Below are 13121 nucleotides of genomic sequence, written 5' to 3'. Positions count from 1 at the left end.
GGACTGCTGCGGGCGCGGGTGTACGGGCCGCGGGGCGGGGCATGGGCGGCAGGGGTGCCGGGACAGGTGGCCGGCCGGCCCCGGGTCCGGGCGCAGGCGGAGGGGCCGGTGTCCGCTCGGCCGCAGGCGCGGGTGCGGCGGCCGCGTACGGAGTCCCAGCCGCCTCCCGAGGCGATCGGAGCCCCTAGGGGTGCATCCTCCCGGGGGTCGATTTTCCCGGTTCGTCAGGCCAGACGGGCCGAAGAAGCGCAGGTCAGCGCTCCGTTGCGTGTAAGGAACGGATAAGAGTTGAGTCGGCCCGACTCACCTCTGTTGACCGCACGGAGGCCGTCATGCACACTTGAGCCTGTTCCACTCAAGTCAGCTGGAGGTTATTCACCATGGCACGTGCGGTCGGCATCGACCTGGGCACGACTAATTCCGTCGTCAGCGTTCTGGAGGGCGGCGAGCCCACCGTCATCACCAACGCCGAGGGCGCCAGGACCACGCCGTCCGTCGTCGCCTTCGCCAAGAACGGTGAGGTGCTGGTCGGCGAGGTGGCCAAGCGCCAGGCGGTCACGAACGTCGACAGGACCATCCGGTCGGTCAAGCGCCACATGGGCACCGACTGGAAGATCAACCTGGACGGCAAGGACTTCAACCCGCAGCAGATCAGCGCCTTCGTGCTGCAGAAGCTGAAGCGGGACGCCGAGTCCTACCTGGGCGAGAAGGTGACCGACGCGGTCATCACCGTCCCGGCGTACTTCAACGACGCCGAGCGCCAGGCCACCAAGGAGGCCGGCGAGATCGCGGGCCTGAACGTCCTGCGCATCGTCAACGAGCCGACCGCCGCCGCGCTGGCGTACGGCCTCGACAAGGACGAGCAGATCATCCTCGTCTTCGACCTCGGTGGCGGCACCTTCGACGTCTCGCTGCTCGAGATCGGCGACGGCGTCGTCGAGGTGAAGGCCACCAACGGTGACAACCACCTCGGTGGTGACGACTGGGACCAGCGCGTCGTCGACTACCTGGTGAAGCAGTTCCAGGCCGGTCACGGCGTGGACCTGTCCAAGGACAAGATGGCCCTCCAGCGCCTCCGCGAGGCCGCCGAGAAGGCCAAGATCGAGCTGTCCTCGTCCACCGAGACCTCGATCAACCTGCCCTACATCACGGCCTCCGCCGAGGGCCCGCTGCACCTGGACGAGAAGCTCACCCGGGCGCAGTTCCAGCAGCTCTCGGCCGACCTGCTGGAGCGCTGCAAGACGCCGTTCCACAACGTCATCAAGGACGCCGGCATCCAGCTGTCCGAGATCGACCACGTCGTCCTCGTCGGCGGCTCGACCCGTATGCCGGCCGTCGCCGAGCTGGTCAAGGAGCTGACCGGCGGCAAGGACGCCAACAAGGGCGTCAACCCGGACGAGGTCGTCGCCATCGGCGCCGCCCTGCAGGCCGGTGTCCTCAAGGGCGAGGTCAAGGACGTCCTGCTCCTCGACGTCACCCCGCTGTCCCTCGGCATCGAGACCAAGGGCGGCATCATGACCAAGCTGATCGAGCGGAACACGACGATCCCGACGAAGCGTTCGGAGATCTTCACCACCGCCGAGGACAACCAGCCCTCCGTGCAGATCCAGGTCTACCAGGGCGAGCGCGAGATCGCGGCGTACAACAAGAAGCTCGGGATGTTCGAGCTGACCGGTCTGCCGCCGGCGCCCCGCGGCGTCCCGCAGATCGAGGTCGCCTTCGACATCGACGCCAACGGCATCATGCACGTGACCGCCAAGGACCTGGGCACGGGCAAGGAGCAGAAGATGACCGTCACCGGCGGCTCCTCGCTGCCGAAGGACGAGGTCGACCGCATGCGCCAGGAGGCCGAGAAGTACGCGGAGGAGGACCACGCCCGCCGCGAGGCCGCCGAGTCCCGCAACCAGGGCGAGCAGCTCGTCTACCAGACGGAGAAGTTCCTCAAGGACAACGAGGACAAGGTCCCCGGCGAGATCAAGACCGAGGTCGAGGAGTCCGTCGCCGAGCTGAAGGAGAAGCTCAAGGGCGAGGACACCGCCGAGATCCGCACGGCCACGGAGAAGGTCGCCGCCGTCTCGCAGAAGCTGGGCCAGGCCATGTACGCCGACGCCCAGGGCGCGCAGGCCGCCGGCGGCGAGGCCCCGGACGCCGGTGCCACCGCCGGTGACGGCGACAAGGCCGACGACGACGTCGTCGACGCCGAGATCGTGGACGACGAGCGCAAGGACGGTGCCGCGTGACGGAGGAGACCCCGGGCTTCGACGAGAAGCCCGACGTCCCCTCCGGCGCCAGCCCTGACGACGCCGAGCCGAAGGCCGCCGCCCCCTCTTCGGAGGAGGGCGCGGCCCCGGCCGGGGACGCGAGCGAGAACGCGGGCCTGGTGGCCCAGCTGGACCAGGTGCGCACCGCGCTCAACGAGCGCACGGCGGACCTCCAGCGGCTCCAGGCCGAGTACCAGAACTACCGCCGCCGCGTGGAGCGGGACCGCGTCGCGGTCAAGGAGGTCGCCGTCGCCAACCTCCTGACCGAACTGCTCCCGATGCTGGACGACATCGGCCGCGCCCGGGAACACGGGGAGCTGGTCGGTGGCTTCAAGTCCGTCGCGGAGTCGCTGGAGACGGTCATCGCCAAGATGGGCCTCCAGCAGTTCGGCAAGGAGGGCGAGCCCTTCGACCCGACGATCCACGAGGCCCTGATGCACTCCTACGCACCGGACGTCACCGAGACGACCTGCGTGGCGATCCTGCAGCCCGGGTACCGGATCGGCGAGCGCACCATCCGCCCCGCGCGGGTGGCCGTCGCCGAGCCGCAGCCCGGCGCGCAGACCGTCAAGCCGGCCGAGGAGAGCAGCGAGGCCAAGGACGGCTCCGACGCCGCGGAGAACAAGGAGAACGGTGGCCCGGAGGAGGGCTGACGTCAGTAGGCGAAGCGGGAAGGAGGGACGTCGGGGATGAGCACCAAGGACTTCATCGAGAAGGACTACTACAAGGTCCTCGGCGTCCCCAAGGACGCCACCGAGGCCGAGATCAAGAAGGCGTACCGGAAGCTCGCCCGCGAGAACCACCCGGACGCCAACAAGGGGAACGTCAGGGCCGAGGAGCGCTTCAAGGAGATCTCCGAGGCCAACGACATCCTCGGTGACCCCAAGAAGCGCAAGGAGTACGACGAGGCCCGCGCCCTCTTCGGCAACGGCGGTTTCCGCCCGGGGCCGGGCGCGGGCGGCGGCGGCACCTTCAACTTCGACCTGGGCGACCTCTTCGGAGGCGGCGCCCAGGGCGGGGGCCAGGGGGGCGCCGGCGGCTTCGGCGGCGGCCTCGGGGACGTCTTCGGCGGTCTGTTCAACCGCACCGGCGGCGGTCCCGGCACCGGCACACGGACCCAGCCGCGGCGCGGCCAGGACATCGAGTCCGAGGTCACGCTGAGCTTCACGGAGGCCATCGAGGGCGCCACGGTGCCGCTGCGGATGTCCTCGCAGGCGCCCTGCAAGGCCTGTTCGGGCACCGGCGACAAGAACGGCACACCGCGCGTGTGCCCGACCTGCGTCGGCACCGGGCAGGTCGCGCGGGGCTCCGGCGGCGGCTTCTCGCTCACCGACCCGTGCCCGGACTGCAAGGGCCGCGGCCTGATCGCCGAGGACCCCTGCGACGTCTGCAAGGGCTCCGGACGCGCCAAGTCCTCGCGGACGATGCAGGTCCGCATCCCGGCCGGGGTGTCCGACGGGCAGCGCATCCGGCTGCGCGGCAAGGGCACGCCGGGCGAGCGGGGCGGACCGGCGGGCGACCTCTACGTGGTCGTGCACGTCAAGGAGCACTCCGTCTTCGGCCGCAGGGGCGACAACCTCACGGTCACCGTCCCGGTCACCTACGCCGAGGCCGCCCTGGGCGGAGAGGTCCGGGTGCCGACCCTGGGGGGTCCGCCCGTCACGCTGAAGCTTCCGCCGGGCACGCCCAACGGGCGCACCATGCGGGCCCGCGGCAAGGGCGCGGTCCGCAAGGACGGCAGCCGGGGCGACCTCCTGGTCACCGTCGAGGTGAGTGTTCCGAAGGACCTGACGGGGAAGGCTCGTGACGCGCTGGAGGCGTATCGCGAGGCGACCGCGGACGAGGATCCGCGGGCGGAGTTGTTCCAGGCCGCGAAGGGAGCTTGATGGGGATGGACGGTCGTCGACGCAACCCGTATGAACTGACCGAGGAGACCCCGGTCTACGTCATCTCGGTGGCGGCCCAGCTCTCCGGTCTGCACCCGCAGACCCTGCGCCAGTACGACCGCCTCGGCCTGGTCTCCCCGGACCGCACGGCCGGGCGCGGCCGGCGCTACTCGGCCCGTGACATCGAGCTGCTCCGCCAGGTGCAGCAGCTGTCGCAGGACGAGGGCATCAACCTGGCCGGAATCAAGCGCATCATCGAACTGGAGAACCAGGTCGCCGCGCTCCAGGCCCGCGTGGCGGAGATGGCCGACGCCCTCGACGGGGCGGCGACGGCGATGCGCCAGCGCGAGGCGGCGGTGCACGCGTCGTACCGCCGTGACCTGGTCCCTTACCAAGAGGTACAGCAGACCAGCGCCCTGGTCGTGTGGCGTCCCAAGCGGCACGGACAGTCCTCGGACTGACCCCGGGTCGGCAGACGGCACAAGGGTGAACGGCATCGACAGCCCCGGAGGTCCGACCGGACCTCCGGGGCTTGTTCACAACGGTGCTGTCTCATTGGTCTAGTACTTCTTGACGATTTGGTGAAGACAGCGTTGGCTTCCTCCACAGGAGTCACCTGGGTCACCAGGGTCACCCGGACCTGGACCACCGGGGCCCACCCGGGTCACCGACAACACCCGTGTGTTCGGAAGGTAAGCGCAGTGAGCAGCCGTGCCCGTCGTACCGCCATATCCGTGGCCGCGTCCCTGATGACGTTCTCGCTGGCCTCCTGCGGCGTCCTGGGCGCCTCGGACAGCAGTGGCGAGGCGAGCCCGACCAAGGGCAACGACATCACCGTCGGCCTGCTGCTGCCGGAGAAGGCGAACACGCGCTACGAGCAGTTCGACTACCCCTTCTTCAAGGCCAAGGTCGGCGAGCTCACCAACGACGCGGGCAACGTCAAGTACGCCAACGCCGAGGCGAGCGCGTCGAAGCAGGCCGAGCAGATGCAGCAGATGATCGACGACGAGGTCGACGTCATCGTGCTGGACGCGGTCGACTCGCAGTCCATCGGGAACAGCGTGCAGAAGGCCAAGGACGCCGGCATCCCGGTCATCGCCTACGACCGGCTGGCCGAGGGCCCGATCGACGCCTACATCTCCTTCGACAACGAGCTGGTCGGCGAGGTGCAGGGCCGCTCCCTCCTCGACGCGCTCGGCGGCGCGGACAGCTCCGACAAGATCGTCATGATGAACGGCTCGCCCACCGACCCGAACGCCAAGCAGTTCAAGGCCGGCGCGATGTCCGAGCTGAACGGCAAGGTGACGATCGCCCAGTCCTTCGACACCAAGGACTGGAAGCCGGAGAACGCCGAGGCGAACATGATCGAGGCGATCGAGAAGGTCGGCAAGAACAACATCGCGGGCGTCTACTCCGCCAACGACGGCATGGCGGGCGGCATCATCAAGGCCCTGGAGGACGCGGGCGTCACCGACCTGCCGCCGATCACCGGCCAGGACGCGGAACTCGCCGCGGTGCAGCGGATCGTCACCGGCGAGCAGTACATGAGCGTCTACAAGTCCTACCCGCAGGAGGCCGAGAACGCCGCGGAGATGGCCGTGGCGCGGGTCCAGGGCCGGGACATCCAGTTCGACGCACTGGCGCGCGACAAGGTCGACAGCCCCACCCACAAGGGCATCCCCGCCCAGCTCGTCCCCGTCGTCGCCCTCACCCAGGGCAACATCGACGAGACGGTCATCGCGGACAGCTTCTACAAGGTCAGCGACATCTGCACGGCGAAGTTCGCGGACGCCTGCGCGGAGATCGGGCTGAAGAAGTAGTCGCAGTGCGGGCTTGGTTCCATGCCCCGGTCATACCCTGCGCAACCGGTACTTTCTCTCCCGCGTCCCCGGTCGAGCCGTGTTGCGGAGCCGGTCCCGGCCGCGCATAGTTGCGCTGCGGAGGAGCCGGAACCGGGGGTGGGATGGGCGATGGCCGGGCACGGGGCTCAGGAGCATCCGCACGGTGCCGACCGGCTGTGCGCGGCCGGGGACCGTGTGTACTCCCGGGCCGTACGACGCGGCCGGGTGCCGCGCCAGGACGCCGAACCGGTCCCCTGCCTCCTCGAACTCGCCCTGCTGCACCCCGACCCCGACGACATGGACTGGCTGGTGCCGACCTCCCCGCAGGAGGTCATGACGCGGCTGCTGCGCGGGGTCCACGACGAGGTCAGCGCGAGTCAGCGGCGGGTGGGCTCGGCGGTGGAGGCCTTCGAGTGGTACGCGGGGCTCGGCCGGCTCATCCACGCCTCCGCCGGGGCGGAGAGTTCGGCGATCCGGGTCCTCGACGGGCTGGCCCGCATCCAGGCCGCCATGGACGAGGCGACGCAGGCGTGCACGACGGAGGTCCTGACCGTGCAACCCGGCGGCATCCGGCGCGAGGCGGAACTCTCCGAGGGGCTGCACCGGGCGCTGGCGCTGCGCGGGCGCGGGGTGCGGATGCGGGACCTGTACACGCACGTGGCCCGGCACGGCCAGGGCCTCCTCAACTACCTCGAGTTGATGGGCGACGCGGTGGAGGCCCGCACGCTGGACGAGGTCATCGACCGCCTCATCCTCTTCGACCGCACGGTCGCCTTCATCCCGGCCAACACCGACCGCACGATGGCCCTCGAACTGCGCCACCCCGCGCTGGTCTCCTACCTGGTCACGGTCTTCGAACGCCTCTGGCGCCTGGCGATCCCCCTCACGGCCGCCCTCCCCGACACCGGCATCGAGGGCATCTCGCACCGCGAGCAGTCCATCGCGGCGCTGCTGGCGGAGGGCCACCAGGACGCGGTCATCGCGGAACGGCTGGGCATAAGCGTCCGCACGGCCCGCGCGCACATCGCCCGCCTCTCGGAGACCCTGGGCGCGGCGAGCCGCACGCAGTTGGGCGTCCGCATCGCCCAGGCGGGCCTGGACGGCTCCACACAGGGCGCCCCCGCCCCCGTCATCCTTCCCGGTCAAGAATCCCCGAGCGCCCGATGAGATACCCGAGCTGAGCCCGGCTCTCGCTGCCGAGGGTGGCGGCGAGTTTGGCGATGTGGACGCGGGCGGTGCGGACGTTCATGCCGAGGCGCTCTGCGATGACGTTGTCCGTGTGGCCCTCGACGAGGAGGGCGGCTATGGCGTGTTGGCGGGGGGTGATGCCGTTGAGGGTGGGCTGCTCGACGGCTTGGGGGTGCATGGGGGTGGCGAGGCGCCAGAGGCGGTCGAAGGTGTTGACGAAGTAGGCGATGAGGGCGGGGTGGCGGACTTCGAGGGCGAGGGTGCGGTCGGCGCTGGCGGGGATGAAGGCGACGGTGCGGTCGACGATGATGAGGCGCTCGGTGATCTCGTCTAAGCTGCGGGCCTCCACGTCGCCGGTGAGCTGTTCGTAGCGAGCGCGTGTGTACGGGGCGTACCGCACGGTGTGCTGGTACAGCGCACGGATGCGGGCGCCCTGGTCCAGGAAGGCCTGATCGCGCTTCATGGCCCCTTCGAGGATGTACGGGCGCTGGGTGACGCTAGGGTCGTGAGGCTGGATCGCGAGCAACTCTTGCCGGCCCTCACCCATGGCCTCCTCGATGGCCTGACCCGCCCGCTCCTTGCTGCCTAGGATTCGGAGCGCCGGGGTGTTCTCGCTCGTCGCGGCGTGCGTGCCGACGCGTATGAGGGGCTCGAAGGTGTCGGCGATGCGCTGACCGCGTCGTCGCTCGTCGGCGATGCGGTCCTCCGAGGCGCGCAGCAGCCGTTGGAGGGCGACCGTCGGTGAGACAGGCTCCAGCCGGTTCAGGTCGTCTACGGCCGGGTGCAGGAGCCCGATGTCGATGAGGCAGGGCGCCGTTGTGGCCGCGACGCTGGACACATGGCCCTCGCGCAGTGCCCGCGAGTAGAGATCGAGGCCCGCCCCGCACAGTTCCTCTTCCCCGTGCTGGTGCGTCTCGTCCGTCATGAGCGGTTCTCTCCTCCCAGACTCGGGGAATCCTGCTCCAGGATCCCCGACTGGGCTATGAGGTAGCCGAGTTGGGCACGGCTGCCGCTGCCGAGCACCGTCGCCAGTTTCGCGATGTGTGCTCGGCAGGTGCGCACGTTCATACCGAGACGGCGGGCTATCGCCTCGTCCACATGGCCCTCGACCAGGAGCTTGGCGATCGAGTGCTGGATGTTGGTGATGCCGTCGGGGGCCGTTTCGTAAGGGGCTCCCGCGGTCAGCGGGACTGCTCGGCCCCAGATGAACTCGAACACCTTGATCAGGTAGCGGACGAGACCCGGGTGGCGGATCTCCAGGGCGACCTGGCGGTCGTCCCGGATGGGGATGAAGGCCACGGCCTCGTCGCAGATGATGAGGCGTTCGACGAGTTCGTCGATGGTGCGGTACTCGACCTTGCCGTTCGCGAACTGGTCCACGTAGGCCAGTCGTTCGGGGTTGTAGCGCGCGGTGTGCTGATAGAGGGTGCGGATGCTCACCCCGCGTTCGATCAGCGGCTTGTCGCGCTCCAGCGCTTCCAGGAGGCGGTTCTCGGCGCTGCGGGCGCTGCCACTCGGCTGAACGGTGAGCATCTCGGTCCGACACTGGGCCGTCGCCAGGTCAAGAGCCGAGTTGATGCGGTCCAGGCCCTCCAGCACGCTGATGGAGTGGGTCGGGGCGGCGTCCTGGACGCCGAGGGCCATGAACGGCTCGAAGACTTCGGAGAGTGCGATCGACTGCCGTCGATGCTCGGTGATCTCGCGCTCGATGGGGTTGAGCCGCCGGGCCAGAGCGATCGCCGGAGGCACAGGGCGCAACCATTTTGCGTCATCGGGATCGGGATGAAGCAGCGCGAACTCCATCAGGCACGGAGCAGACTCGGCATCCGCCCGCAGGATGCGTCCTGTTCGCAGTGCACCCGCGTAGAGGCGGCTTCCGTCCTCGCAGAGCTCGGTGACCGAATGGGGATGTGTCGCTTTAATCCCATTTGATGTCAATTCTCCACCCCCCAGGGTCCTGAACGTGCAGGAACATGATGCACCGATTGTGTGGCCATGACGTGCCTGAATGAGCCATCGTCTTATCCGACGGGGGATAGAGGGGATCTTCAAGTGAGGACGAAGCCGACTATGCGTAAGAAAATGCTTCGCTCGGTGCTTGTCGTCGCCGCCTCCGCCGTTGTGGCCTTCGGAGCTCTGACTGGCCTCTCCGGTGCGCAGGGCGACGCGCACGGGGCGGTTGTCGGGGTCGAGATTGCGCCTGCCGCCGCGGTCGGCGACGGGGTAGCCAGTCTCCCGGCGGACAGTAAGTGGGACTGATCGACATGACGACTCCACCCGACGACCGCTCCTTCCGCCGAGAAATGGCCACCGCCTACCGCTCCGGCTGGCACTTCATCGACCTGGTCACCGCGATCCCCCACCCCGGTGACTCCCTGATGGTGACCGTCTTCGGCGAGCCGGTCGTCGTCACGCTGGACGAGGACGGTGACGTGCGGGCGTACCGGTGTCTGCGGCGGCCTCGGGGGGCGCCGCAGCCAGTGCGCTGTGCCATCCGGTACGGAATGATCTTTGTGAACCTGGACCAGCGGGACCACCGGCTCGCGCCGCCGGAGGTCTCCGACATCAGGACCATCTCGGCCACCCCCCGCAGTGCCTGACGCGATTCCCCCGTCGTAACAAATCGCTCAGGTGCTTCCCCCCGGCAGCGGCGTCACCGTGACCTGAACACGGTGACGCCGCTGTCGTATGTATGGGGAGATTTCACGCATTGCCCGCGTCTCACTCCGTACCGGCTGCGCCTTCGGCTGGCTGTTTCCCGCGTCTCCGGGTACCCCTTGAGTGAAATAGACTCAACTTTGTGTACGTTGTGTGAGTCAGCACTGGGAGACATGGAGACACGGAGGAGAGCCAGAACGTGGACGCCGAGCTGACCAACCGGAGCCGGGACGCCATCAACGCGGCCAGCAGCCGGGCCGTGACCGAGGGGAACGCCGACCTCACCCCCGCCCACCTGCTGCTGGCCCTGCTCCAGGGGCAGGACAACGAGAACATCACCGACCTGCTCGCCGCCGTCGAGGCCGACCTGGCCGCCGTACGGACCGGCGCCGAGCGCATCGTCGGCGGGCTGCCCAGCGTGACCGGGGCCACGGTCGCACCGCCGCAACCCAGCCGTGAGATGCTCGCCGTGGTCGCCGACGCCCAGGCACGCGCCAAGGAACTCGGGGACGAGTACCTCTCCACCGAGCACCTGCTCCTCGGCATCGCCGCGAAGGGCGGCGCGACCGGTGAGGTACTGGAGGGGCAGGGTGCCAGTGCGAAGAAGTTGCAGGAGGCCTTCCGCAAGGCGAGGGGTGGACGCCGCGTGACCACCGCCGACCCCGAGGGTCAGTACAAGGCGCTGGAGAAGTTCGGCACCGACTTCACCGAGGCGGCCAGGGAGGGCAAGCTCGACCCCGTCATCGGGCGCGATCAGGAGATCCGCCGGGTCGTGCAGGTGCTCAGCCGGCGCACCAAGAACAACCCCGTCCTCATCGGCGAGCCCGGTGTCGGCAAGACCGCCGTCGTGGAAGGGCTCGCCCAGCGGATCGTCAAGGGGGACGTGCCCGAGTCGCTGAAGGACAAGCGGCTGGTGGCGCTGGACCTGGGCGCCATGGTGGCCGGGGCCAAGTACCGGGGCGAGTTCGAGGAGCGGCTGAAGACGGTGCTCGCCGAGATCAAGGACTCGGACGGGCAGATCATCACCTTCATCGACGAGTTGCACACCGTCGTGGGGGCCGGGGCCGGCGGGGACTCCGCCATGGACGCCGGGAACATGCTCAAGCCCATGCTCGCGCGCGGCGAGCTGCGCATGGTGGGCGCCACCACGCTGGACGAGTACCGGGAGCGGATCGAGAAGGACCCCGCCCTCGAAAGGCGCTTCCAGCAGGTGCTCGTCGCCGAGCCGACCGTCGAGGACTCCATCGCGATCCTGCGCGGGCTCAAGGGGCGCTACGAGGCCCACCACAAGGTGCAGATCGCGGACAGCGCCCTGGTGGCCGCCGCGAGCCTGTCCGACCGGTACATCACCTCCAGGTTCCTGCCCGACAAGGCCATCGACCTCGTCGACGAGGCCGCCTCGCGGCTGCGCATGGAGATCGACTCCTCGCCCGTCGAGATCGACGAACTCCAGCGCGCCGTCGACCGGCTGAAGATGGAGGAGCTGGCGATCGGGAAGGAGACCGACGCCGCCTCGCTGGAGCGCCTGGAGCGGCTGCGCCGCGACCTCGCCGACAAGGAGGAGGAGCTGCGCGGCCTCAACGCCCGCTGGGAGAAGGAGAAGCAGTCCCTCAACCGGGTCGGCGAGCTGAAGGAGAAGCTCGACGAACTGCGCGGGCAGGCGGAACGGGCCCAGCGCGACGGTGACTTCGACACCGCCAGCAAGCTGCTGTACGGCGAGATCCCGACCCTGGAGCGCGACCTGGAGGCCGCCTCCGAGGCCGAGGAGGAGGTCGCCAAGGACACCATGGTCAAGGAGGAGGTCGGCGCCGACGACATCGCCGACGTGGTCGCCTCCTGGACCGGCATCCCGGCCGGGCGGCTCCTCGAGGGCGAGACGCAGAAGTTGCTGCGCATGGAGGACGAGCTGGGCAAGCGGCTCATCGGGCAGAGCGAGGCCGTACGGGCCGTGTCCGACGCCGTACGGCGCAGCAGGGCCGGGATCGCCGACCCCGACCGGCCGACCGGGTCGTTCCTCTTCCTCGGCCCCACCGGCGTCGGCAAGACCGAGCTGGCCAAGGCGCTCGCCGACTTCCTCTTCGACGACGAGCGGGCCATGGTCCGCATCGACATGAGCGAGTACAGCGAGAAGCACAGCGTCGCCCGGCTCGTGGGCGCCCCGCCCGGATACGTCGGGTACGAGGAGGGCGGCCAGCTGACGGAGGCGGTGCGGCGGCGGCCGTACACCGTCGTGCTCCTGGACGAGGTGGAGAAGGCGCATCCCGAGGTCTTCGACATCCTGCTCCAGGTGCTCGACGACGGGCGCCTCACCGACGGGCAGGGCCGCACCGTCGACTTCCGCAACACCATCCTGGTCCTCACCTCCAACCTGGGCAGCCAGTACCTGGTCGACCCGACCACCGGCGAGGCGGAGAAGAAGCAGCAGGTGCTGGAGGTGGTCCGCAGCTCGTTCAAGCCGGAGTTCCTCAACCGGCTCGACGACCTCGTGGTCTTCTCGGCGCTCAGCAAGGAGGAGCTGGGCCGGATCGCGCGGCTCCAGATCGAGGGCCTGTCCCGGCGCCTCGCCGAGCGCCGCCTCACCCTGGAGATCACCGACGAGGCCCTGGCCTGGCTGGCGGAGGAGGGCAACGACCCGGCGTACGGTGCCCGCCCGCTGCGCCGCCTCGTCCAGACGGCGATCGGCGACCGGCTGGCCCGGGAGATCCTGTCCGGCGAGATCAAGGACGGCGACGCCGTCCGCGTGGACCGGTTCGGCGACGATCTGATCGTCGGACCGGCGACGGAGGGCAAGACGCTCTGAGGGCGCCGTGGAGGCGTCGGCGGCCCGTCACCCCGGGTGGGTGGCGGGCCGCCGTGTGTCACAGCGTGAACGCCGTGAACCGCACCAGCGCCGTCCCGGCGTCCTCGTGCGCCACCCGCACCTGCACGGCGTGCGCGTCCACGCCCGGCGGCAGCCCCTGCTCGCGGCCCAGGTCCAGACACAGGTCGGCTTCGGCGCCCACGCAGGACTCGGCGCCGGGCGCGGGGGCGTCCGGATAGGTGTGTATCAGCCAGTCCTGGACACCCGTGCGGGGCATGCGGAAGGCGGCGCTGTAGTGAATGTCCTGGAAGCCCTGCACCGTGCAAGCCTCGGTGGGCCGCGCGCCGGCCGGGAGGGCCGCTCCGCCGAACGCCAGCGCCTCGGAGCAGGGAACCTGCTCGCTCGTCCGCCCGCCCTCGTCCCGCCCGCCCTCGTCCCGGTCGTCCGACTCGGAGAAGACGAAGCCCACGAGGGCGATGAGGAGGGG

General features: G+C 69.6%; 11 protein-coding genes. 8 read left to right on the top strand and 3 right to left on the bottom strand.

Translation table 11 applies throughout. The features are described 5' to 3' along the window. Positions 1–380: 380 nt before the first annotated feature. The 6 genes from dnaK to DMH12_RS32325 all read left to right on the top strand — a co-directional run bounded on the left by dnaK (position 381) and on the right by DMH12_RS32325 (position 7155). The gene (gene dnaK / locus DMH12_RS32350) at positions 381–2240 is read left to right on the top strand and encodes a molecular chaperone DnaK (protein WP_125494948.1); all 1860 of its coding nucleotides are present in this window, start codon (positions 381–383) and stop codon (positions 2238–2240) included. Beyond that, positions 2237–2914, top strand: a complete 678-nt coding sequence (grpE, locus tag DMH12_RS32345) for a nucleotide exchange factor GrpE (protein ID WP_125494947.1) — start codon at positions 2237–2239, stop codon at positions 2912–2914. The genes dnaK and grpE overlap by 4 nt, the downstream gene beginning before the upstream one ends. A 36-nt stretch (positions 2915–2950) precedes the next feature. After that, a complete protein-coding gene (gene dnaJ / locus DMH12_RS32340; protein ID WP_125494946.1) occupies positions 2951–4147 on the top strand; it encodes a molecular chaperone DnaJ in 1197 nt (398 codons plus the stop codon). Between the two features lie 5 nt (positions 4148–4152). Further along, the gene (locus DMH12_RS32335; RefSeq protein ID WP_125494945.1) at positions 4153–4608 is read left to right on the top strand and encodes a heat shock protein transcriptional repressor HspR; all 456 of its coding nucleotides are present in this window, start codon (positions 4153–4155) and stop codon (positions 4606–4608) included. Positions 4609–4848: 240 nt separating this feature from the next. Further along, complete coding sequence (locus tag DMH12_RS32330; RefSeq protein ID WP_125494944.1) at positions 4849–5967, top strand: substrate-binding domain-containing protein; 1119 nt, start codon at positions 4849–4851, stop codon at positions 5965–5967. Between the two features lie 150 nt (positions 5968–6117). Then, entirely contained in the window at positions 6118–7155 is a 1038-nt protein-coding gene (locus tag DMH12_RS32325; RefSeq protein ID WP_125494943.1) for a helix-turn-helix transcriptional regulator, read from the top strand. Here DMH12_RS32325 and DMH12_RS32320 read toward each other — a convergent pair. Both DMH12_RS32320 and DMH12_RS32315 read right to left on the bottom strand, forming a co-directional pair. After that, positions 7118–8101 (bottom strand): helix-turn-helix transcriptional regulator, encoded by a 984-nt coding sequence (locus DMH12_RS32320; protein WP_125494942.1) that lies wholly within the window; start codon positions 8099–8101, stop codon positions 7118–7120. The genes DMH12_RS32325 and DMH12_RS32320 overlap by 38 nt on opposite strands. After that, a complete protein-coding gene (locus DMH12_RS32315; RefSeq protein ID WP_399189591.1) occupies positions 8098–8979 on the bottom strand; it encodes a helix-turn-helix transcriptional regulator in 882 nt (293 codons plus the stop codon). The genes DMH12_RS32320 and DMH12_RS32315 overlap by 4 nt, the downstream gene beginning before the upstream one ends. Before the next feature lie 461 nt (positions 8980–9440). Here DMH12_RS32315 and DMH12_RS32305 point away from each other — a divergent pair, with 461 nt between their 5' ends. Together DMH12_RS32305 and clpB are read left to right on the top strand one after the other, a co-directional pair. Then, entirely contained in the window at positions 9441–9776 is a 336-nt protein-coding gene (locus DMH12_RS32305) for a hypothetical protein (protein ID WP_125494939.1), read from the top strand. Between the two features lie 257 nt (positions 9777–10033). Further along, on the top strand, positions 10034–12634 hold the full coding sequence (gene clpB, locus DMH12_RS32300; protein ID WP_125494938.1) for an ATP-dependent chaperone ClpB: 2601 nt from the start codon (positions 10034–10036) through the stop codon (positions 12632–12634). Between the two features lie 58 nt (positions 12635–12692). Here the strand turns inward: clpB and DMH12_RS39295 are convergent. Beyond that, a partial coding sequence (locus DMH12_RS39295; RefSeq protein WP_185832680.1) for a hypothetical protein occupies positions 12693–13121 on the bottom strand: 429 nt, incomplete at its 5' end.

Source organism: Streptomyces sp. WAC 04229, assembly GCF_003947455.1.
Classification (GTDB): Bacteria; Actinomycetota; Actinomycetes; order Streptomycetales; family Streptomycetaceae; genus Streptomyces.
The sequence above is the reverse complement of the archived record's forward strand: the minus strand, read 5'-3'. Positions and strand labels throughout refer to the sequence as shown.